The sequence below is a fragment of the Undibacterium sp. Tian12W genome (assembly GCF_049339405.1).
Classification (GTDB): domain Bacteria; phylum Pseudomonadota; class Gammaproteobacteria; order Burkholderiales; family Burkholderiaceae_D; genus Undibacterium.
In genome coordinates this window covers 33113-52797 of record NZ_JBMPPK010000032.1, presented here as the reverse complement: position 1 = coordinate 52797, position 19685 = coordinate 33113, and the positions used below count along the sequence as shown (strand labels likewise).

Below are 19685 nucleotides of genomic sequence, written 5' to 3'. Positions count from 1 at the left end.
GATTATATTCACTACTATAATCACGACCGGATCAAGGTCAAACTAAAAGGACTGAGTCCTGTGCAATACAGAATTCAGTCCTTGGCTACTTAAATAATTAAACGTCCAACTTTACGGGGTCACTTCAAAACTGCATGGCGTCGTTTTTTTGTAGGGTGCGTCTTGACGCACCATCTCTTCAATGATCAGGAAAGCGTAGAAAAACGGTGCGTCAAGACGCACCCTACTGGCTGACTTGCGAAACCAGTTCAATGCTTCGGCATCGTTTTTTGTCACGCCCAAGCCTTGGGCATACATAGTGGCGAGATTGCTTTGCGCGACTGCATCCCCTTGCTCTGCAGCTTTCCTTACCCATTTCAATGCCTCGGCATAATTGGCTTTTCCGCCTATGCCTTTAAGATGCATTGTCGCAAAGATGTTCTGCGCATCAATGTCGCCTTGCTCTGCACGCTGATGCAAAATATTGTAAGCAGACTTGTCACCAGCACTTGCCCTGGCAATCAAGGCCCGTTTTTCAGCATCGCTTGTTTGCGCTAGTCCAGGTAGGGATGCCAGCCGGATAGCGCTACTATGCATACAACACACAAGGTTTTAGACACAGGAGCAATCTTCATATGGCAAAGCCTTTAAAAAATACCCGTTGTCAGGGAAATTAATTGCCATAAGTCACCCTGACTCTGGAGCACAGGCAAATGAATTGATGCTGCAGCAAGATTAAAACCTGCTGCAGCATCATTTCACTCAGCTCTACTCAGGATTTGTCGGGCACAAAACGCGCCAATTTAAAAAACTCGCGCCTGCCGGATATCTGCACATCTTCCCCCACATCCAGCAGGATTTGCTGTGGCAAGCGCTCTGGATGTATATCCAGGTTACCAAAAGGCATCTGCACTTCAAGCTTTGTGACCCGCATGTCTTTGTTCAAAGAATAAGTCATCGAACAGCATTCTTTTGTCGGTGGTGGCACACAGCGAGACACCAGCCTAAGCTGGCTTACCTGCAAATCTCCGATGTCGGTACGAGAGCCGCAATCTCGCATGGACAATTCCAGCGCAGTCTCAGGTGCAGGGAAGCTACCCGAGATTTCTGCGCCAGAATCACCTGCAAATTCCAGCTTTCTGACGCTCACTGGCAAGTGGATTTCTATTTCCTCAGATCGATGGTACCTCAATTCTGACTTACTTGAACTTAGTCTAATATGAAAAGCATCACTGGCCGCCTGCATGCTGACAGCAATCTGCAAATTGGGATTATTGACTTTTACCTGCGTCAAGCCAGGCTCAAAGATGAGTTTGAGCTTACCCACATCCCGGCGGCTATCAACCTGAGTATCCAGCACCACCCTGGTATGGTTGCCCAGATCAGCATATTGTTCCCTGACATGGATGATCTCAGCTTCAGCCAACCGCTCTTTGCTCAGGTGGTCAAGCATATAATTGCCTGCGAGGTACCAGACAAAGGCGAGAGCAAATAACCAGGCACCTGCTTTAGAAAAATGACGTGACATCATGCGACCTCCCTTTCCCGGATATGGAAATAGAGTGCACCCCATAACAACACGGGCACGCCCAGCCACAGACCAAAGGAGAGTACATATTCCACCGGCCTGTGAACGTAAGCTTCGGTGTAGCGCCAGTTCCTCATGAATATACCCGCTTGCGGCACAATACCTGTCAGCAGGGTCAGTGTGCCCAAAAAGAACGTGACCAGTGCCGTACGCAGCACGGGAGAGCGTCTGAAATAAACCGCCCCACCAGCAACAAGTGCCTGCGAAAAAGAGAGTAGCAAAAACGAATAGGTATGGAACAAAAAGGAGTGGTCATCCCCCGTTGTACTGCCGCTTGTCAGGAAAGGGAAGAAAAAACGAAAATCGCGGTCACAATGCTCACAGACTGGCATGTTGGCCACGACAGCCTTGGCCAATTGCACAGCAGGATAATGCAATATGACGTACAGCAAACTGTAAGCCAGCGGATAAAGAAGACCGATGACCAGAAACGCCATGAGCCATTTTTCAAATACCGAAGCCGGGCGCATCAGGCCGATCAGACAAGCGCCGGGGTTTTGCAGGTATTTGAAATACCGCCATGTAAAGATCGGGGCAGAGCACCACAGGCCGGTAAAATACCAGAATGACTGCGCATTATATGTAAACTGATCATTTCGGTGCTCGACATCAAGAGCAACCATCACGACCATGATCACCAAATCCAGTATCGCCAGCACCCCCGCAAACCACGCATATTCGCGCCAGCTCTCGGCCCAGTGTGCGCGCAGCAGGCGGCCAAAACGTTGTATGTCAAAAAAATCTGTCATTGCAAATCCTTGGCAGCTTGTAACTGAGGTTGAGACTGAAGCTGGGATTGAGGTTGCCGATAATTCGCCACCGCATCCAGCACACCCTGTTTATTGATGCTCAGCGCCTTGTACAATAATTCGAGATTAACAGCGCCCGGTTCACCCGTGGTATTGCGCGCTATATACGCCCATTGCTGGCCATAAGCTTCCTGGTAAATGCTGCCGGCGGTATCTGCCTGGTCGTCTGCGACGCCGAGTTGCAGCGCATGTTGCAGTGTCTGCATGCTGGCCGACAGGGCGAGTTTGCCGCCATCGACGAACAGCACATGGTGCATCAGGCTCTCAAGATCATGTGCCTGATGGGTGCTGATGATCACGGTACGGTTCGCATGTTCATTGCCACCAAGGATAGTCTTGAATTGTGAGCGTCCGACAATGTCGAGGCCATTGGTGGGCTCATCCATCAGCAACAGGGGCGTGTGGGTTGCCAGGGCAAAGGCAATCACTGCCTTCTTCTTTTGCCCCAGGCTCATCGCGGCAAAGCCCTTGTCGCGCGGGATTTCAAAGATGTCGGCATACTGCGCAAAATCACTGCCTGAAAAACGCGGATAAAACGGTGCATGCGTCTTTTGCAGCACGGCCATGCTGATATCGGGCAGATGAAATTCTTCCGGCACGACATATACCTGCTCCAGAAAAGTCGGCAAGCGCGCTGCTGGCTTGTAGCCCAGCACCTCCACCTGCCCACCATGCGGGAACAGCAAACCTGACAAAATCTTCAGCAGCGTCGATTTGCCACTGCCATTGCGGCCAAACAGGCCATACACGCCGGGCTTGTCCAGCGTCAGCGAAAACTCGTCATAGACGCGCTTCTTGCCATACTCAAATTGTAGTTGCGAGACTTTGATCATCAATTTCCTTAAAGTGCTTTTTATATGTCATGTTGCGTCATGGTGCATGTTGTGCATGAAGCTGGCCGCGAAAACAATGGGATGAATATAAGCATCCATGCCGGCAACAGTTTGCGTATCAAAGGCAGAAGTGTATTACTATTTTGAAAACAGTGGGAGATTTTGGTCGCAGTTGCGATCATCGAAGTTGACAAGCGCGAGACCAATGAAAGCGCCATCCCCAATGAAAACATTGATCTGAACGTGTGATGATCTCAAATGGTGTTGTGGGATGTATGCTGAATCAGGGATTTTCTATCATCTCAAGCCATGCAATATCTGCGCCACAGCGCTGCATCCTTACGTGAAGACCATCTCTCAATATCCCGCCATTGCCTGCGGCCTGGTGAAAACCGTGTGAGGAATCAAAAGCTGAGTAAGCCAGGTGGGCATTGCCAACGTCAAAACTTTCATTTCCCTTGCCTTTCGCATGCAGGCCTGGATGAAAATTTCTTATCGTGCCATCAATCAATTCACAGCTTCTGCTCTCGTAGGCCGAACGCAATGACGCGTATTCGTAATATGTTTTTGCAATGATCAGCACACTGAGTAGTGCACCTGCACCCATGACCTTGAACGGGAAAGCAGGTCCAGACTCAGCTCCCCGGCGGCGCCAATTCATACGAGGATAACCAAGGCGTTTTCGCCATGCATCGACAAAGAGCATCAAACACGCAATTACAACAAGGACGAACCCGGCGTTGAAAAACAGCGTCACATCATAGCTAGTCTTTGTTATATCGAAAAGGACAATTGAGCGCATGTTCTTGTGTCTTGCAAAAATTCGTGATCTAGCAATACGATAGGTCAGGCTACCACGGAGCGCAAGAGAAAATTACGACACAGTACGATACGATGTGGGCGTCATTTGCTGCGGCGAGTAAGTCAGGCTGACTCCCGCGTTACAAGCTCGCCACGGCATACCACAAGCACAGGCCCGGTCATAGTCACTTCAAATTCAGGCGAGATGGCAATCGTGATGTCGCCACCCCGCATGCGCACCGTCAGGTTAGCATCAACCAGCCCCAGCCTGTGCGCTACGGCGGCAGCGGCGCAACTGCTGCTGCCGGATGCATGGGTGTAGCCTGCGCCACGTTCCCAGATTTCCAGTTGTATATTCTGGCGATCAAGCACGCGCAGGAACTGCACATTGCTCCGGTTCGGGAAGAGTGGATGATGTTCCAGCAAAGGACCAAGTTCTCTCGCCAGGGCTTCAGTAGGCTCTGTTCCCAGCGTATCCATCAGCACCACACAATGCGGATTGCCTATGGTCGCGCAAGATACCTGTACGCTGCGTTGACCAACAGCGATTTCTTCCAGCAAAACTTCCCGCGCAGGCCCCAGCACCGGTATCTGCACAGCATCAAAACTGACCTGCCCCATCGACACTTCCACTAACTGCTGCTCAGGAAAAACCCTGGCCCGCACGATGCCGCCCCTGGTCTTGACAGTGAACACCTGCGTGCCGACCAGCTTCTGGTCATACAGATACTGGCAAAATATGCGCAAGCCATTGCCACTCTTCTCAGCTTCGCTGCCATCCGGGTTGATGATGCGCAAACCAAAATCTGCATCATCAGGATAAGTAGGGCCAAACAACACACCGTCGCTGCCTATGCCAGTACGAAAATCGCACAGACGCCTGATCTCGTCTGTGCCAATTTCCATTGCAGAGGCATCCACAACCAGATAGGCATTGCCGAGTGCCTGGTATTTTGCGAAACTGATTTCCATGCTGGTATCCACCATTTGCATCAATTGTATATTCAGGATATGTGCAAACTGTTCAATACTTAACCGTTCCTTAAAAAAATACGGCACGCTACTGCGACTGACTGATTTTTTCTTTATCGGCAGCCTGCTTACGGATAAAACGCATGCTCGCCTTGTTGCCTCTCACTTCACCATCAATCACAGTTGGTTTGAACCTGCATTGTAGGAGTACGTCGAGTAGTTCACCATACAGATTTCCATTTCCTTTGAAGTTCCCGCTGTGCATACCGTGAGGCTCTCCTTCAATATTGATCTTGAAGCTGATATCGTTGTCTTGCGGTTTGCCAGTGGCGAGTGTCACTTCAAAACCGTCTGATTTACAACTGGCGTCGATCAACTCTGGTTTTGGATAGGGCTTGCCGCCAGGATTGGTCTTCCATTCATATTCATAATACGCCCATCCCACGGTAGGGCGGCCTTCATATGTTGGCACAGTAAATTTGCATTGGGCTATGGTCTCGAGTGCAAGATCATCCAGGCGCTTCCAGTCACTGCTTCTGGAAGCATATTTACCAACCACCTCGCCATCTTCTGCGATCAGGAAATTCAAGCTCATCGAACCATCCATTTCGTATCGGGTAGTTTCAGGCGGAAACGGCGGATTCTTGCAACTCTCTTTGACCAGGGTCGGGCCTTTGTATTTTGGGTCGAGCGCTACTTTCCATATGACAGCCGGGGGATTTAACAGCTCTTGCTTATCAGCTTCCACCTGCTTTGCCAGGTCACCACGCTTCGTCTCTTGATAAACCTTGATCAGATCAAGCGTCGCGTTTTTTTTGTAAGTATTATCCACGGCAGACCCTCGTTTTTCCTTGTTAAGAAAAACGGCAAGTCTCAAATAACTCTCGGCTTTATCCCACTCTTTCTGGCGCATGTATATGCTACCAAGGAAGGCAAACTCTTCATCCAGTCTGGTTCCTATTTTTTCACTGCTGACTTTTCCAAATCCATCGATAGCTTGAAGAGACAGCTTTTCTGCTTCTGGAAGCTGCCCCTGTAGTACGAGCAATTGAGCATATTTGCTCAAGAAATCAGAATACGAATAGCCTGCCATTTGCGGTTTTTTCTCTTTAAAAGCAAGTATCTGTGTACAAACTTTTTGAGCTTCATCAAGCTGCCCGGATTTGATATACAGATCCATTTTTTGGGTAAGGACTCTTAGCAGCAATAGAGGTATTTTGTCCTGCACCTTTTCAGCAATGACGAGTGCCTGCTGATTCAATGACCAGCTGTTGTCAGATTTCCTCGCATTGCGGGCCCACTTCCCTGCCGTCGAGAGCAGTTCATTAACATTATCTATCGTATTTGCACTAGCAGTGTTTGATAATAAGACGAGTGTGGATGCAAAGAGAAAATTCTTCATCATGGAAAGAGGCGTTTTTAAAAAATAGAGATAGGAAGGCAGTAATATATCTCAAAACACCAGACATAAAGACGCAAATTTGTGAGAAATGGAAGCTGCAAAATAAGTCACGCGATTGAAAATTGCTTTTCAATCGCAATGACAGCATGTGCACCCTTGAGATAGTGAAATTTTGAGTAAGTACAAAAAAATAAAACTCAATTCTTTAAAAAGTCATCACGTCATCGTAAACACCAGCCTCGGCATGTTGGCATCTTTGGCCCAGTTTTCTGCCACCGCAGACAAGGGTGCCGTCTCTACCGCAATGTCGAACCCGCCTGGCACGGCAGCATGCAAGACTTCGCCTATCGATTTGAACAGGCGCTGGGGCGGGATGCTGCCTATGCCGCTGCCCATGAGCACGATAGCGGATGAACGCAGTACCGCACTTGGCAAATTGATGTCTTCGCCACTGACCGAACCCACCTGCACAAAGCGCACGGGCACGGCTTCTTTGCCTGCCTTGGCAGCGGCGATGAGCAGCAATTCTGCGCTCTGCCCCCACAGGTAATCGACGACCACATCAATACCTTGTGCAAATTGCTGTTTGAAGACTTCTTCCATGGCTTGCTTGTCATCATCCAGAGGGATCACCACGTCTGCACCTATGGTTTGCAGTGCTTGCAACGCCTGTTTGTTGCGGCCCGTGGCAATCACCTTCTTTGCGCCCAGGTACTTTGCAATCTGCACTGCCAGGCGGCCTGCTGAGCCAGTTGCGCCATTGATTAACACGGTTTCGCCGGCCACCAGCTTTGCCCTCTCCTGCATCGCGGCCCAGGCAGACATGCCAGGATTGGCAATGGCTGCCGCCTTGATATCATCAAGCGCATCTGGCAAGGCGATGCATTGCGCAACCCTGACTGCGGTCTTTTCTGCCATGCTGCCAAACGGCGCTTGCGGCAGGGCAAAATAGACGCGGCTGCCGTCTTCCAGACGACCTACGCCATCAATGCCCACGACAAATGGCAGGCTGCCTGCAGAGCTGTAATGCCTGCCCGAGGCCCGGCTTTTGACCACAGGGCTGAGCGCTGCTGCCGTCACACTGACCAACACCTCGCCGTCACCTGCGGCTGGTTCCCTGAAATCACCATAGACGGGCGGCTTGCCTGCTTCTACTACTATTGCTGCTTTCATATCTGCTATCCTTTGCTGAAATTATTCAGGCTTGCTCAAATTGGACGCACTGAATATCCGTGCATTATACACATATATTGACATACGCAAGGACTACCACATGAAGAAAGAAATTGGCGAACTGCGCGGTGCCCTGATGGATATCACCGGCGTGCTGAATCGCCCGCAGCCAGATGCCGCCCTAATTGCGGCAGCGGGCATTGATCTTGACCGCGCTCTCTTCCCCTTGCTGGTACGCATAGAACGCCTGGGGCCCATAGGCATAGTCGAGCTGGCAGAACTGGTGGGGCGCGACCACAGCACCGTCAGCCGCCAGATCGCCAAGCTCGACAGCCTGGGCCTGGTCAGCCGCTGCCCCAGCCCGCAAGATGGCCGCGTCAAAGCCGCCATCATCACCGAGCAGGGCCGCGTCATGACGGATGCGCTCGACAGTGCGCGACAAAAGATCATAGAAAAAATGCTGAGTGACTGGAAAAAAGAAGACGTGCGCGAACTGGCGCGCTTGCTGCGACATTTTGCGGATGATGCACTGGCCTGGGTGGGGACTTTGTGACGTTGCGATGGCGTTGATGATGCTTGTGGATGAACGCAAGATGCAATTGCCGCTGCATATGATTAACCCGTAGGGTGCGCCATGCGCACCGTTCGTATTTTCAAATCGGCGGATTTAAAAACGGTGCGCACGGCGCACCCTACTGCGGAAGGATACGGCAATAACAACGATATACCAATGCGACGAACGCCGCTGGCGCGCCAGCCCGGTAGATTCCAGCCTGCGCTGGAATGACGACTTTAAGTTCAAGGGCAGATTAGCACCATAGAGTTTGCTGATCCCCACCCATCGCAATGTCATCCCAGCGCAGACTGGGATCCATCGGCGTAAAATCCATATACATAAAATGGCAAATGATTTTGCAGATCGACTATCTACCACTTCCAATCTGCTCGCACAAACGCACATCCTTGACGCCACTTTAGCATCAAGATAATATCGCGCAAAATTTTATCCTGCTGCAGGATAGATAAAAAAATCCAGCCCCCTACCCACATCAAGGCCAGCCAGTGACATCCCTATCTCCATACGCAAGACCCCTCGCCTGGGCATGTTGCCTGATCAGTTCGCTGCTGGTGAGCTTGGTCAACGCCATCATCTGGCGTGGCACCGGCCTGAATCTTTTTTCATTTTCTTATCTGGTGTTCCTGCCCATAGGTGCGATCCTCATGGGTTTTGTGCCCTGAGCGGGTTTTACCTGATCGCCAACCATTTCAAGTTTCCAGCCAGCCGCATTGACTTTGCCTTTTTGCTGCTGGTTGCCGTGGCTTTCGTCTTGCAGATTTTCTTGGGTATTTACCTGTCATTCTACTTCATGGGCAAGGTCGCACATCCATCACCCGCCTCATTCGTGGAATTTATTTCCCTCTATGTGACCAGGGTCAAGCACGCCATGCGCCTCAATAGCCATACCCAGGACGCCGTTGCCGCCGGCGAAGCGGGATGGTATCTGTTGATGATACAGCTCATGGCACTATGTGCAGTTGCGCGCACCATTTATGGCGCGACCAACAGAAGCGGCAATGCGCAATGGGAAACGAAGTTTTAAACCAGGATGCAGGTGCCTTACTCTGCACCTCCCATCTGCGTTTCTTTAAGCGCCTTGAAAATCAGCGAACGATTCATGCTCAAGGTGACAAGCGTCCTGGCCCCCTGTGGATAAACGTCGCCTCTTTAATCCCCGGCAAACCCAGGAATAGCGCGGTCAAACGTGCCAGGCCCAGGCCAAAGCCGCCGTGTGGCGGTGCTGCCAGTTTGAATGACTCCAGATAAAACTCCAGGCCCTTACCTGTCAGCCCCTTCTCTGCCAATTGCGCCATCAGGACATCGTATCTGTGTTCGCGTATCGCCCCCGTGGTAATTTCAACGCCGCGATACAGCAATTCAAAACTCCGTGTCAGGCTCTCTCCTTCGCGCATATGGTAGAACGGTCTTTGCTTCCACGGTACACGGGTCAGTGCTACCAGTTCATGGCCTTGTTCTTGCATCATCGCCCCGAGTTTTCGTTCTTCTTCGGCGCTCAGTGATTCGTCGCCGGTTACGCCCAGCAAGGCCTGCGCTTGGGCAAATTCGAGAATATGGCAAACGGCTGGCACTGTCGCTTTTGGGTAATGCAAAGCCAGCTCAGGACCCATTCTGACTATCACCTGCGCCAAGGCTTCAGTGATCATCGCACACTCAAGAGCGATGATCTCAAGCTCGCTTTTGACGCCTTCGAGCTCCACGTCGAAGGAGATAAACTCAGTCGCGTGGCGCGAAGAAAAACTCGGTTCTGCCCTGAACACCGGGCCGACTTCATAAATCTTGCCCAGACCTGCCATGATGGCAATTTGCTTGTAGATCTGCGGTGACTGGGCCAGATAAGCGCGTTCACCAAAGTACTTGACCTCAAACACCTCTGAACCAGATTCAGACGGCGCACCCATGAGCTTGGGCGAATGTATGCCAATGAAGCCCTGGCTCCTCAGATAGCCGGTCATTTCACTTTCGATTTCGCTTTGCACTATCAACGCCAGGGCCTCTTTGCGATCACGGAAACGCGCTGCCGGCCATGCCAGCCTGGTGCCAATTTCACTATCGCTGGATATTGGCCACTGTATCGTTAGTGACAGCAGCTCAATCGACTCTGCCTGTATCTCAAAGCCGCCAGGTGCCTGCGCCGATGCAACGACTATGCCTTCAACTGCCGCATACGACTGCTGCATCAAGGCCTTCGCCTGTTCACGCGCCGCGCCCGATGACACGACCTGCACCTTGCTTGCACCAGACTGCAAAATGACGAATGCCATTTTGCTCTGTATGCGGGTGGTCGCCACAAAGCCTTCTACTCTTACTTTTTTACCTGCCTGTAATGCGATTTCCTCGAATGTAAACATGTCCTGCTCCTTGATTGCGGGTTGATAAAAATGCCGCCTTCGGATTCCGGAAATGAAAAAAGCCCGGAATCTCCGGGCTTTTTTGAATCGTGGTTTTCGCTATTTGATCAAATACTAATCAGATACAGCGAAACGACTCCAGCCCGGCTTCGAGTTGGAATCATTATTATTGATGCGGGCAACAAGCGACAAAACCTTGCGGCCACAGGCGAAGCTACGCAAGAAGCGTGGCTCCGGCGTACTTGCTATGCGTGGATACAAAGTAGTTTGCATGATTGTTGTCAAAAATTATTGGTGGTCTGGATCAGACTGGACATCAAGGCTATATCAAGACTATCACGCTTGTCAAGCGCACCGACGGTGGTACTAAAAGCAAGTAGGGTGCGTCTTGACGCACGTTGTTGCGTTGAACCATTCTGATTATTGACGATGTGGTGCGTCAAGACGCACCCTACTGACTGGCAAGGCTCGCACATCATACTGTTTCAAGCTTGTGATGCAGTGCGCATTTTCTGTAGGAGCGGCTTCAGCCGCGAACCGCTTTACCGTATCGACCATTCGCGGCTAAAGCCGCTCCTACAACCAGCCCGTAGGGTGCGTCTTGACGCACCGTTTTTGCGTTGAACCGTTCTGACTATTGACGATTTGGTGCGTCAAGACGCACCCTACTTTCCTGACATACTCTCCAGCACAGCCGCAATGCGCCCCGCCAGCGGTTGCTGACCTGGCTCATAATTCGACAGCACGACCACGGTATAGCCCGCATCGAGATACATGTCGAGCTTGCTATACACCCCGGTGAACTGCCCGCTATGTCCCACGACTTTGCCCAGCTTGCCCGCACTTAATTCGAAGCAGTATCCATAGCTGCCCTTGTCTGCACGGCCTGCGGTCTGGTCTTGCCAGAACAGCTGGCGTGTCGCTGGTTTGAGCAGTTTGCCTGCCTGCAGTGCATCGGCAAAACGCAGCAGGTCATGCGTGGTCGAATAAGCCAGGCCATACGGCCCGCCGCGCAATGGTATGAGGACAGTGTTTTCTTTTCTGCCTGCCATCGCAGCTTGCTTGCCCAGATAACCGGTGGCGAGATTTTCTGCTCCCTCATCCCTGACATAATTATCTGTACTGTTCATGCCTGCTGCCAGGAACACATGCTGGCGTACATAGTCATAATAATTTTGTCCCGAGACTTTTTCTATGATGACACCAAGTAAAAACGTACCCATATTGCTGTACAAATAATTGCTGCCGGGTGCAAACTCCAGCCTCGCATCACGTGTGAATGGCTTGTAGTCATCCAGGTTTCGCAACGCGACCATCTGCATATACGGGCCGTTGAGAAACTTGCTATTGAAAAGATCGCCCAGGCCCGATGTGTGCGACAGCAACTGGCCTATGGTGATTTTTTTCGCCACTTCAGGCGACAACCAACTGGCATCCACATAGTTGCTGACCGTGTCTGCATACGACAAACGCCCCGCCTCTGCCAACTGACCTATACCCACTGCCGTAAACATCTTGCCGACCGAGGCGACATTAAACCTGGTGTCTATCGTATTGGCCACATGGTAGCGCTTGCTGGCTTCACCACAGGCGGCCTCGCTGATGATCTTGCCAGCTTTTGCGACCACATAGGCACCAGAGAATTCATCCTTGCTGCAGGCGGTGTTGAATATGGTTTGCAGTTTGTCTTTCAGTTCAGCTTCAACTGCGGGCGACAAGACTGTATTTTTATCAGGCATTGCAGCCGTAGTAGCGGTATTGGTTTGCGCAGCTGTAAGGGATGTCAGAAACAAACTCAATATGGCGGGCAGTGCATGGCTGGTGCGCATTCGTTTCCTTATCGGGTGTATGGATGAGAGGCTGGCAAAATTTATTGGTCGCTATTGATAGCGTTGTGGATTTTATATGAGTATGCCCTTAAAATGAACAGCACCACCTTACTTTTCTTTCGCTCATGCACGCATTAGACAGATACAGAAACACCCGCGACCACTGGGGCGAATTGGCACCAGATTTCAGTCAAACCATGAACACGGAAGATTTGGCGATCGATCTCAATGCAAAGCAAAGATACGCTACCCTGCTTGCAATACAATATGATTTTCAAGAAATTGACAAAGAACTGATTCGCTATCTGTTTGCACAAGAAATAGATTCTCTCATTAATGACGACACCAGCGGCACCACTTACTCGCTATGGCTGGGTGCCTATTTGCTGGCAAGTTACCGGGACCCACTTGATATTCCCTCGTTCTATAAAGCAAAGAATATAGACATGGATACACACGGTGGATTTGACACTGAATTCATGTATTGGGCGCTAAAAACAGAAACACACGACTACGTACGCACTCACTTCCCTGATCTGTATAAAAAAATCCAGGACGATACAGAATCAGAAGAATTTTATGAGTGTCTGGATAGCTGGTGGGCAAATCGCTGCTCGGAGCATCCTGCCCACCCTGCTGATGAAAATGACTATGCCCTTTATGAACGTCACTTATATTTTGGTGACCTGAAGCAAGCGCGCAAGCATATAGATAACTGGGCAAGAGACCGCAGAGATGAACGTGAAGTTTCAGTCACGCTAGAGTATGCATATAAGGCACTGGGTGCATATCGGGAAGTCATCAAAATTCTTGAAGTAAATCTGAGTCAGGCAAAAACAGACCGAGACAAAATCATTATCATCAGTGATTTGTTACAGATGTATGCTGCACTCAATTCACCGCCTGAAGCCTTTGCTTATTTCGCGCAGGCAGATGCAGAATTATCGACTTTTCAAAACTGGAAGAGCGTGGGGTTAGGCAAAATGTTGGTTCACGCCGCCTTCGAGTATGCCGCTCTGTGTGATGACGACCAGATAGCAGTGTCTTCATGCGGATTCGCCTTGTCCTGGTGCCAGGAACTGACTTCTCATCATTATACTTTGCTCGTCGCTGGCGAGAAGGCAACAAGACGGTGCCAGCTTATTTCTCTCGCTGAAGATTTCAGACACAAGGCCGAAACAGAACGTCAACGCATAGATGCTTTATTCCGGAAGTGAAGAACTATTGCTGCATCTGATAAGGCCCGCTCCTGTGAGAAGCTTTAAGACGTCATGCGGCGCATTACAATGCGCCCTACGTCAGGGTAATGACGTGCTCTACTCGTTGTTCGCCTGCACACCCGCTGCATGTCTGATATCTGCCTCGAGCTTACCCACAAAGTCATCCATCGTCTCCTCCCCCAGGTCCACCCTCTTGGCACCGCCACCCGCAACAAAAGTCACGTCAGTGATGCCGATGACACCAAGAATGAGGCGCAGGTATTGTGTAGCGATGTCGCGTTCACGTATTGGTGAGCCCTCGGTATAGACGCCGCCAGAGGCGATCAGCACGGTGGCTTTTTTTCCGTGGACGAGGCCGCTGCCATCAAAGCCCAAGGTCAGGCCTTTGCGCACGATGTGGTCTATCCATGCCTTCAATAGCGCGGGCACATTGTAGTTATAAACCGGTGTCGCGATAACGATGTGGTCTGCGGCCAGCAGCTCTGCGACCAGTTCGTCGGACAAACTCAATGCATCGGCCATGGTGGCGGTATGCTGGGCGGGTGGTGTGAAGTAGGCTTGCAGCCAGGCGGCGTTGGTGAACTGCAGGCCGGTTTGCATTAAATCGCGTTCGACGACTTTGCCATTGGCATGCGCGCTGCGCCATTCCTGCACGAAGCAGCGCGTCATATTGCGTGAGACAGATGCATCGCCGCGCGGGCTGGTTTCAATGACCAGGAGTTTTGTTGGTTGTGTCATGAGATATCTCCTTGAAAAAGGAACTCACTATATCGCTGCAGCGGCGTTTTCAATAGAGATTAAATTGTGATAAAGTCCATCATAATTTATGATAGATGATAAGGAGAAGCATCTTGATAGGCAGCCTGACGCTGGACCAGTTACGGGTGCTTGTGACCATTGCCGACACTGGCAGCTTCTCTGCCACGGGCCGCAAGCTGGGTCGTGTGCAGTCGGCCATCAGCCAGAGCATTTCGACGCTGGAAGATGTGCAGGGTGTGGCCTTGTTTGACCGCAGCGGCCACAAACCCCGCATGACAGAAGCCGGGCGTGTGCTGGTAGAACAGGCGCGCCATGTATTGGCCAGCGCTGCCCGTTTTGAAGCAATGGCGGCAGGCACGCGCGCAGGCCTGGAACCCGAACTGGTCATCGCGATAGACCCGCTGGTGCCCAGCGCACCGCTGATAGATAGTTTATCGATGCTGAGCAAGACCTACCCTGAGCTGCCCGTCAGTTTTTCTACCGAAGGGCTGGGTGGCTCATTGAGGCGTTTGCGTAGCGATGCTGCTGCGATTGCGATTTGCCTGCTGCTGCCAACCGTGCCTGACGATATTGCCGCTTACCCCTTGCTGCGCATAGACATGCAGGCCGTGGTTGCGGCCAGCCACCCGCTGGCAGCACTGGCAAAAATGGCAACGCAGGGCCGCCCGGTGACACAGGCTGATCTTGAGCCCCATGTACAACTGGTGCTGTCTGACCCGATCGCACCTGAGAGTGAAAACTATGGCGTCGCCAGCGCCAGGCTCTGGCGCTTTGTCGATCTGGGCCGCCGCCTCGATTTCCTGCTCGGCGGTTTTGGCTGGTGCCGCATGCCGCTACACCTGGTTGCCGGGCACATCAACAGCGGCGAGCTAGTCGCCCTGCAAATCGAGAACGACCCCACGCCCAAAGAAGGCCTGACGATTTATGCCGCCCATAAACGCAGCCGCAGGCCCGGGCCTGCGGGGCGCTGGTTGCTGGATGATCTCAAGAACCGTTTGCAGTCCTAACGTTTTTAACAGGCTCGCGCATGCCAATAGAGATGCGCAAGTCCATGCTTGCTTCATCAAAAACTGCTGAACCGATTAGTGGCCTGTAATAGTGAAATCGGAGTGCCTGCCATGTGCGCGACGATCATGGCTGCGTTACAAATGCTCGCGATAGTCCCACTATCGCTGTGCTGTGCGCCTTGCCCTGATACGCCGGGCACATGTCCTTCACTCTCGATTTCACTATTACAGGCCACTAGCATCTTTACCCTTTTTGTGACATGCTTCCGCCCCGCTGAGAAAATTTCCTGACCATGGAAAATCGGTAGCTTTCATACCGGCAACTCTATGACATTTGCGTGACCAAAAATTTCGCTTGCATGTCAAATCGCACCAGATAGTCAAAAAAATGACGCCTAGTCAAGTTTAAGGAGTTGCGAAATTGTATTGCTACACAGGTCAATTTTTACCTCGTTTTGCCCGCTGCAAGATATTGAAGTTGATGGTCGTATCGAAGTTGATGTTCGTGCTGTTCATATTAATGCTGACGACATGGGTAACACCGGCCAGCTCTCAACAGATACCGCTGCGCTACTACACCCAGCTTGATGGCCTCAGTAATCTGTCTGTCAGCGCAATGGCGAGCGATGGTGATGGTTATATCTGGGTCGGCACAGAGAATGGGCTGTTTCGTTACAACGGCACTGAATTTCGCCGCTACGCCAAAGCAGAGGGCTTGCCCGAACCCTTCGTGACTGCTCTGCATGTAGATGCGCAACAGCGGCTCTGGGTAGGCAATAGTGATGGCCTCTACCTGAAAAAGGGCGAGCGCTTTGAACCCATACTCCACAATGGCAAAAAACTGCCAATTTCACCCGGCCAGAAATTCAATACATCGCCAGACGGCACCCTGTTTTTCATCAGCCAGCAACGCCTGTATGCACTGAATTTGCCACTGAAGATGGTGCAAGGCCAGCCGCAATTGCAAGTACTTTTCCCCACGCAGCAAAGCCTGTCACAACAAGCACCAGATACCCTGTTGAGTGTTCACCGTGAAAAAAACGGTGACTTCTGGCTGGGTTGCGGTTCATCGATCTGCCAATACTCAGGCAAACAAATCCATGTCTGGGATGCAGCTCAGGGCGTGCCAGACGACCAGTGGCTGAGTTTTCACCGCGACAACAGCGGGCAACTCTGGGCCAGGGGCGAGCAGCATATTGTAGTTCTCAAGGCCAGCGAAAAAAAATTCACCGACAGAACACCACCAGGCGACATCCTGCATAAAAAGGGCCTGGTCACCTGGATATCTGCCGATGCAGAAGGACGCATACTCAGCAATGCCAACCAGTCACTGATACGCTGGAACAAAGATCATTGGGAAAATTTTGACCGGAAGAATGGCCTCAAAATAGCAGGCGGCCTGACTGCCCTGCTGTATGACAAAGATGGTGGCATGTGGCTGGGTTCACGCGGGCTGGGCCTTATCAAATGGCTGGGTTCTGGCAATTGGGAGAGCTGGACCATGGCCCAGGGCATGCCTGACGATGTTGCCCTTTCCATGGTCAGGGACAAGGACGGGGTTTTGCATATAGGTACACGCTCTGGCCCGGCGCAACTGCGTCCGGGCCAGCGTCAGTTCAACAACGTCGCCGAGAAACAGCAAACCCTGAACCATCAATGGTCAGGCATGGTGGTCGATCAGTCTGGTACGGTGTGGGGCGGCACTTATTCAGGGCATTTGATGCGCTACGATGCAAAGACCAGGCTCTATGCGCAAGTGGCAAGCCTGCCGCAAATTATCCGCATGCTGCCCGATAGTCAGGGAAATATCTGGCTGGCCACCACAGACGGACTGTTTGTGTTTGACAGCAAGGCCAGCAAGATCAATGTCATGCGCCCTGCCGGGCTCGACAGTTTGCAGATACCCAAAACCGAGAATTTTCGTGATCTGTGCCTGAGCCCGAATGGCCATGTCTGGTTCATTGCGCGCAATCAGTTACTGCGTTTTGATGGCAGGAACTGGGCTAATTTCCCGGTCAGTTTCAATGGCCAGCCACCCAATATGTCTTCCATTACCTGCACTGCAGAGAATGACTTGTGGCTGGGCACGCGCCAGGCGGGCTTATTGCGCGCCAGTGTCAGCAATGGCGTCTTGCAGTTACGGCAGCAAGAATCACCGGTGCTCAAAGACAAAGTCATTTTCTCTTTGCTCGAAGACAGCCGGGGCTGGTTGTGGGCAGGTACCGATGCCGGCATCGCGGTCTGGAATAAAAAACAGTGGCGGCTATTCAATCAAAGCAATGGCTTCGTCTGGAACGAAACCAATGGTCACAGCTTTTATGAAGACAGCGATGCCGCCATGTGGGTGGCTACCAGCAATGGTATCTCATACATACTCAAACCTGAGAATCTGTTCAAAGAGCATGAACTCAATACCCTGATAGAAAGCATCCATAGAGATGGCAACAGCTACACCAGCGATAAACCGCTGGCGCTGGCCTGGTCACCTCAACCGCTGGAACTGGTGCTGGCCAGCCTTAATTTCAGAAACCGCAGCGCGCTGGAATTTCATTACCGCCTCAGTGGCCTGGAAGAAAACTGGTCAAGTTCAACGACACCCAAAGTACGCTACACCGCGCTTGAACCAGGCAACTATCGCTTTGAATACTTTGTCAGCAATGCCGATGCCCAGCAAACCTCGGCGGTCAAATCGCTGGAACTGCGCATACAGCCGCCGTGGTGGAGAACCATCTGGTTTTACATCTTGATCGCTGCAGCCCTGATGCTGCTGGTTTTTATCCTGCACCGCTATCGCTTGCGCAAACTGACCGAGCTACAGGCACACACCGAAGCCATCGTCAAAGAACGCACACGCGAACTGGAAATATCTCGCGAACAACTCAAGGTACGCGCCTTGCGCGATGGCCTGACATCTGCCTGGAACCGTTCTGCCATGATGGAAATGCTGGACATGGAAATCGGCAAGGCACAACGCCAGCAAACGCCCTTGCTATTGGCCTTGCTGGACCTCGATCACTTCAAGCGCATCAACGACACCTACGGCCATCCCGCGGGTGATGCCGTACTGATCGAGGTGGTGCGCCGCCTGAATGCCACAGTGCGCCAGTCAGACGCGGTTGGCCGTTATGGCGGTGAAGAATTCCTGATCATCATCCCCGGCCTGGACATTGCGCATGGCAAGAGCCTCATCGAAAGACTGCTCAAATCAGTCCGCGAAAAAGAAATCACCATCAGCGAACACCAGTCCATCGCCGTCACCAGCAGCTTTGGCGTCATCGCCTTTGATCCACAAAACCCGATGACAGCCGCTGACCTCATCTCGCATGCCGATCAGGCTCTTTACCGATCCAAACAACAAGGCAGGAACAGGGTTGAGTATGTGGAGTGAAGATAGAGCAGTAGAGCGGTAGGTACGATTAGCGCAGCGTAATCGTACAATTCGTAGCAAATTATGCAGTCAGGTTTGGATTGTAAGTCGCCAGCCGATCAATGATGATAATGACGATCAGCTGGCAGCATCATCACATGGATCACATGCGTACGATTACGCTGCGCTAATCGCACCTACGACTACAACGCATTAATTCGCGGCCGCTGCCTGCCCAAACTTTAACTGCGTCAACAGGCTTGCCGTATCGGCGTGCAGCCAATAGTCTTTTACTTTACCGCCTTCGATGCGGAGTATGTCTGTGCCTGTGAATTTCAGCGGTGTCCCTACGGCTGCACCTGTGCCGGGTATGCCACCACCATAGTTGCCCGTGGCCTCCCAGCGCAACACTGCAAAATTGCCATCGACAATGGGGCCGACTTGTACCGTGAAGCGCAGGTTTTTGAACAGCGCGTGGCTTTGCGCAACCCAGGCTGCCAGCCCGGCGGGGCCACTGATCGCGGTGTCGGGGCGACCATCCAGCAGCGTGGCATGCAAGGCAAAATCGGGGGCAATAATGGATTTGGCCAAATCCAGGTCGCCATTCCACAGTGATATCCATTGATTAGTCAGTGCCTGATGTGCTGTGGTCACGCGGGTTTGGTGCGTTGGTGTGATTGCGACAGGGGCAGATGCCTTTGTCTCAGCGGTCGCGCCAAAAGCCGCAGTCAGGCTCGTGCCCAACAATGCAATTGCGGCGGCCATCTGTATGGCTTTGCGGGTAAATTTTCTAGTTGTGTTCATGAAAAGCTCCTGAAATGAGTTCAATGTATAAAAAAATTAGTAGTTGATTGCGTCAGTCATCGCCGGTCTGTTGAAATACTTCTGCTTGCATTAGCAAAATCCCCGATGAGACTTTGCCGCTCGGCAGCCGTATTGCGATGGAAGAAGTATGGGCGAATGCCTGGGTAAAAGAAATTGCAGAAAGCCGACTAGCGGCTATGCATTAATGCATAGT

21 protein-coding genes are annotated in these 19685 nt (G+C 51.7%); 7 read left to right on the top strand and 14 right to left on the bottom strand.

The features are described 5' to 3' along the window. The coding region (locus ACO0LI_RS28310) for an IS3 family transposase (protein ID WP_423034746.1) at positions 1–93 on the top strand (93 nt) is incomplete at its 5' end. Positions 94–111: 18 nt separating this feature from the next. On the opposite strand, the gene ACO0LI_RS28305 is transcribed toward ACO0LI_RS28310, so the two are convergent. The 8 genes from ACO0LI_RS28305 to ACO0LI_RS28270 all read right to left on the bottom strand — a co-directional run bounded on the left by ACO0LI_RS28305 (position 112) and on the right by ACO0LI_RS28270 (position 7557). After that, positions 112–576, bottom strand: coding sequence for a tetratricopeptide repeat protein (locus tag ACO0LI_RS28305; protein WP_423036965.1), 465 nt, complete (start codon positions 574–576; stop codon positions 112–114). Positions 577–751: 175 nt separating this feature from the next. Continuing rightward, on the bottom strand, positions 752–1507 hold the full coding sequence (locus tag ACO0LI_RS28300) for a hypothetical protein (RefSeq protein ID WP_423036963.1): 756 nt from the start codon (positions 1505–1507) through the stop codon (positions 752–754). Further along, positions 1507–2316, bottom strand: coding sequence for a hypothetical protein (locus ACO0LI_RS28295; RefSeq protein WP_422954062.1), 810 nt, complete (start codon positions 2314–2316; stop codon positions 1507–1509). The genes ACO0LI_RS28300 and ACO0LI_RS28295 overlap by 1 nt, the downstream gene beginning before the upstream one ends. Beyond that, positions 2313–3209 (bottom strand): ATP-binding cassette domain-containing protein, encoded by an 897-nt coding sequence (locus ACO0LI_RS28290; RefSeq protein WP_422954063.1) that lies wholly within the window; start codon positions 3207–3209, stop codon positions 2313–2315. Before ACO0LI_RS28290 ends, ACO0LI_RS28295 begins: the two co-directional genes overlap by 4 nt. Positions 3210–3492: 283 nt before the next feature. Then, positions 3493–4011 carry a hypothetical protein gene (locus tag ACO0LI_RS28285; RefSeq protein WP_423036961.1) on the bottom strand — a complete coding sequence of 173 codons (519 nt, stop codon included), beginning with the start codon at positions 4009–4011 and terminating at the stop codon, positions 3493–3495. 122 nt (positions 4012–4133) lie between these two features. Then, positions 4134–4982 carry a diaminopimelate epimerase gene (dapF, locus tag ACO0LI_RS28280; RefSeq protein WP_423036959.1) on the bottom strand — a complete coding sequence of 283 codons (849 nt, stop codon included), beginning with the start codon at positions 4980–4982 and terminating at the stop codon, positions 4134–4136. A gap of 88 nt (positions 4983–5070) precedes the next feature. Beyond that, positions 5071–6387 (bottom strand): energy transducer TonB, encoded by a 1317-nt coding sequence (locus ACO0LI_RS28275; RefSeq protein WP_423036957.1) that lies wholly within the window; start codon positions 6385–6387, stop codon positions 5071–5073. 213 nt (positions 6388–6600) lie between these two features. Further along, a complete protein-coding gene (locus ACO0LI_RS28270) occupies positions 6601–7557 on the bottom strand; it encodes a quinone oxidoreductase family protein (RefSeq protein ID WP_423036955.1) in 957 nt (318 codons plus the stop codon). A 100-nt stretch (positions 7558–7657) separates the two neighbouring features. Here ACO0LI_RS28270 and ACO0LI_RS28265 point away from each other — a divergent pair, with 100 nt between their 5' ends. The 3 genes from ACO0LI_RS28265 to ACO0LI_RS28255 all read left to right on the top strand — a co-directional run bounded on the left by ACO0LI_RS28265 (position 7658) and on the right by ACO0LI_RS28255 (position 9158). Further along, positions 7658–8110 (top strand): MarR family winged helix-turn-helix transcriptional regulator, encoded by a 453-nt coding sequence (locus tag ACO0LI_RS28265; RefSeq protein WP_162042761.1) that lies wholly within the window; start codon positions 7658–7660, stop codon positions 8108–8110. Between the two features lie 81 nt (positions 8111–8191). Then, positions 8192–8344 carry a hypothetical protein gene (locus ACO0LI_RS28260; protein WP_423036953.1) on the top strand — a complete coding sequence of 51 codons (153 nt, stop codon included), beginning with the start codon at positions 8192–8194 and terminating at the stop codon, positions 8342–8344. A gap of 319 nt (positions 8345–8663) precedes the next feature. Then, positions 8664–9158, top strand: a complete 495-nt coding sequence (locus ACO0LI_RS28255) for a hypothetical protein (protein ID WP_423036951.1) — start codon at positions 8664–8666, stop codon at positions 9156–9158. A 79-nt stretch (positions 9159–9237) separates the two neighbouring features. Here the strand turns inward: ACO0LI_RS28255 and ACO0LI_RS28250 are convergent, their stop codons facing one another. The 4 genes from ACO0LI_RS28250 to ACO0LI_RS28235 form a co-directional block, all read right to left on the bottom strand. Next, entirely contained in the window at positions 9238–10485 is a 1248-nt protein-coding gene (locus tag ACO0LI_RS28250; RefSeq protein ID WP_423036949.1) for an amino acid--tRNA ligase-related protein, read from the bottom strand. 114 nt (positions 10486–10599) lie between these two features. Continuing rightward, positions 10600–10758 carry a hypothetical protein gene (locus ACO0LI_RS28245; protein ID WP_423036947.1) on the bottom strand — a complete coding sequence of 53 codons (159 nt, stop codon included), beginning with the start codon at positions 10756–10758 and terminating at the stop codon, positions 10600–10602. Between the two features lie 8 nt (positions 10759–10766). Continuing rightward, positions 10767–10928, bottom strand: coding sequence for a hypothetical protein (locus ACO0LI_RS28240; RefSeq protein WP_423036945.1), 162 nt, complete (start codon positions 10926–10928; stop codon positions 10767–10769). A gap of 222 nt (positions 10929–11150) precedes the next feature. Beyond that, a complete protein-coding gene (locus ACO0LI_RS28235) occupies positions 11151–12314 on the bottom strand; it encodes a serine hydrolase domain-containing protein (protein WP_422954074.1) in 1164 nt (387 codons plus the stop codon). Between the two features lie 173 nt (positions 12315–12487). On the opposite strand from ACO0LI_RS28235, the gene ACO0LI_RS28230 reads away from it, so the two are divergent. Next, entirely contained in the window at positions 12488–13531 is a 1044-nt protein-coding gene (locus ACO0LI_RS28230; RefSeq protein WP_423036943.1) for a hypothetical protein, read from the top strand. A 99-nt stretch (positions 13532–13630) separates the two neighbouring features. Here the strand turns inward: ACO0LI_RS28230 and ACO0LI_RS28225 are convergent, their stop codons facing one another. Further along, positions 13631–14272: an FMN-dependent NADH-azoreductase gene (locus ACO0LI_RS28225; RefSeq protein ID WP_423036941.1), complete on the bottom strand. Its 642-nt coding sequence runs from the start codon at positions 14270–14272 to the stop codon at positions 13631–13633. A gap of 113 nt (positions 14273–14385) precedes the next feature. Between ACO0LI_RS28225 and ACO0LI_RS28220 the strand changes: the two genes are divergently transcribed. Both ACO0LI_RS28220 and ACO0LI_RS28215 read left to right on the top strand, forming a co-directional pair. Continuing rightward, positions 14386–15300, top strand: a complete 915-nt coding sequence (locus ACO0LI_RS28220) for a LysR family transcriptional regulator (RefSeq protein ID WP_423036939.1) — start codon at positions 14386–14388, stop codon at positions 15298–15300. A 481-nt stretch (positions 15301–15781) separates the two neighbouring features. Beyond that, positions 15782–18688 (top strand): ligand-binding sensor domain-containing protein, encoded by a 2907-nt coding sequence (locus ACO0LI_RS28215; RefSeq protein ID WP_423036967.1) that lies wholly within the window; start codon positions 15782–15784, stop codon positions 18686–18688. A 192-nt stretch (positions 18689–18880) separates the two neighbouring features. Here ACO0LI_RS28215 and ACO0LI_RS28210 read toward each other — a convergent pair whose 3' ends face one another. Continuing rightward, positions 18881–19471: an ester cyclase gene (locus ACO0LI_RS28210; protein ID WP_423036937.1), complete on the bottom strand. Its 591-nt coding sequence runs from the start codon at positions 19469–19471 to the stop codon at positions 18881–18883. Positions 19472–19685 lie beyond the last annotated feature (214 nt).

Bases quoted from the DNA above. Each gene is read 5' to 3' on its own strand.
- ACO0LI_RS28305 (WP_423036965.1), bottom strand. From the start codon at position 576: ATGCATAGTAGCGCTATCCGGCTGGCATCCCTACCTGGACTAGCGCAA.
- ACO0LI_RS28300 (WP_423036963.1), bottom strand. From the start codon at position 1,507: ATGTCACGTCATTTTTCTAAAGCAGGTGCCTGGTTATTTGCTCTCGCC.
- ACO0LI_RS28295 (WP_422954062.1), bottom strand. From the start codon at position 2,316: ATGACAGATTTTTTTGACATACAACGTTTTGGCCGCCTGCTGCGCGCA.
- ACO0LI_RS28290 (WP_422954063.1), bottom strand. From the start codon at position 3,209: ATGATCAAAGTCTCGCAACTACAATTTGAGTATGGCAAGAAGCGCGTC.
- ACO0LI_RS28285 (WP_423036961.1), bottom strand. From the start codon at position 4,011: ATGCGCTCAATTGTCCTTTTCGATATAACAAAGACTAGCTATGATGTG.
- dapF (WP_423036959.1), bottom strand. From the start codon at position 4,982: ATGGAAATCAGTTTCGCAAAATACCAGGCACTCGGCAATGCCTATCTG.
- ACO0LI_RS28275 (WP_423036957.1), bottom strand. From the start codon at position 6,387: ATGATGAAGAATTTTCTCTTTGCATCCACACTCGTCTTATTATCAAAC.
- ACO0LI_RS28270 (WP_423036955.1), bottom strand. From the start codon at position 7,557: ATGAAAGCAGCAATAGTAGTAGAAGCAGGCAAGCCGCCCGTCTATGGT.
- ACO0LI_RS28265 (WP_162042761.1), top strand. From the start codon at position 7,658: ATGAAGAAAGAAATTGGCGAACTGCGCGGTGCCCTGATGGATATCACC.
- ACO0LI_RS28260 (WP_423036953.1), top strand. From the start codon at position 8,192: ATGCGCACCGTTCGTATTTTCAAATCGGCGGATTTAAAAACGGTGCGC.
- ACO0LI_RS28250 (WP_423036949.1), bottom strand. From the start codon at position 10,485: ATGTTTACATTCGAGGAAATCGCATTACAGGCAGGTAAAAAAGTAAGA.
- ACO0LI_RS28245 (WP_423036947.1), bottom strand. From the start codon at position 10,758: ATGCAAACTACTTTGTATCCACGCATAGCAAGTACGCCGGAGCCACGC.
- ACO0LI_RS28235 (WP_422954074.1), bottom strand. From the start codon at position 12,314: ATGCGCACCAGCCATGCACTGCCCGCCATATTGAGTTTGTTTCTGACA.
- ACO0LI_RS28225 (WP_423036941.1), bottom strand. From the start codon at position 14,272: ATGACACAACCAACAAAACTCCTGGTCATTGAAACCAGCCCGCGCGGC.
- ACO0LI_RS28215 (WP_423036967.1), top strand. From the start codon at position 15,782: ATGGTCGTATCGAAGTTGATGTTCGTGCTGTTCATATTAATGCTGACG.
- ACO0LI_RS28210 (WP_423036937.1), bottom strand. From the start codon at position 19,471: ATGAACACAACTAGAAAATTTACCCGCAAAGCCATACAGATGGCCGCC.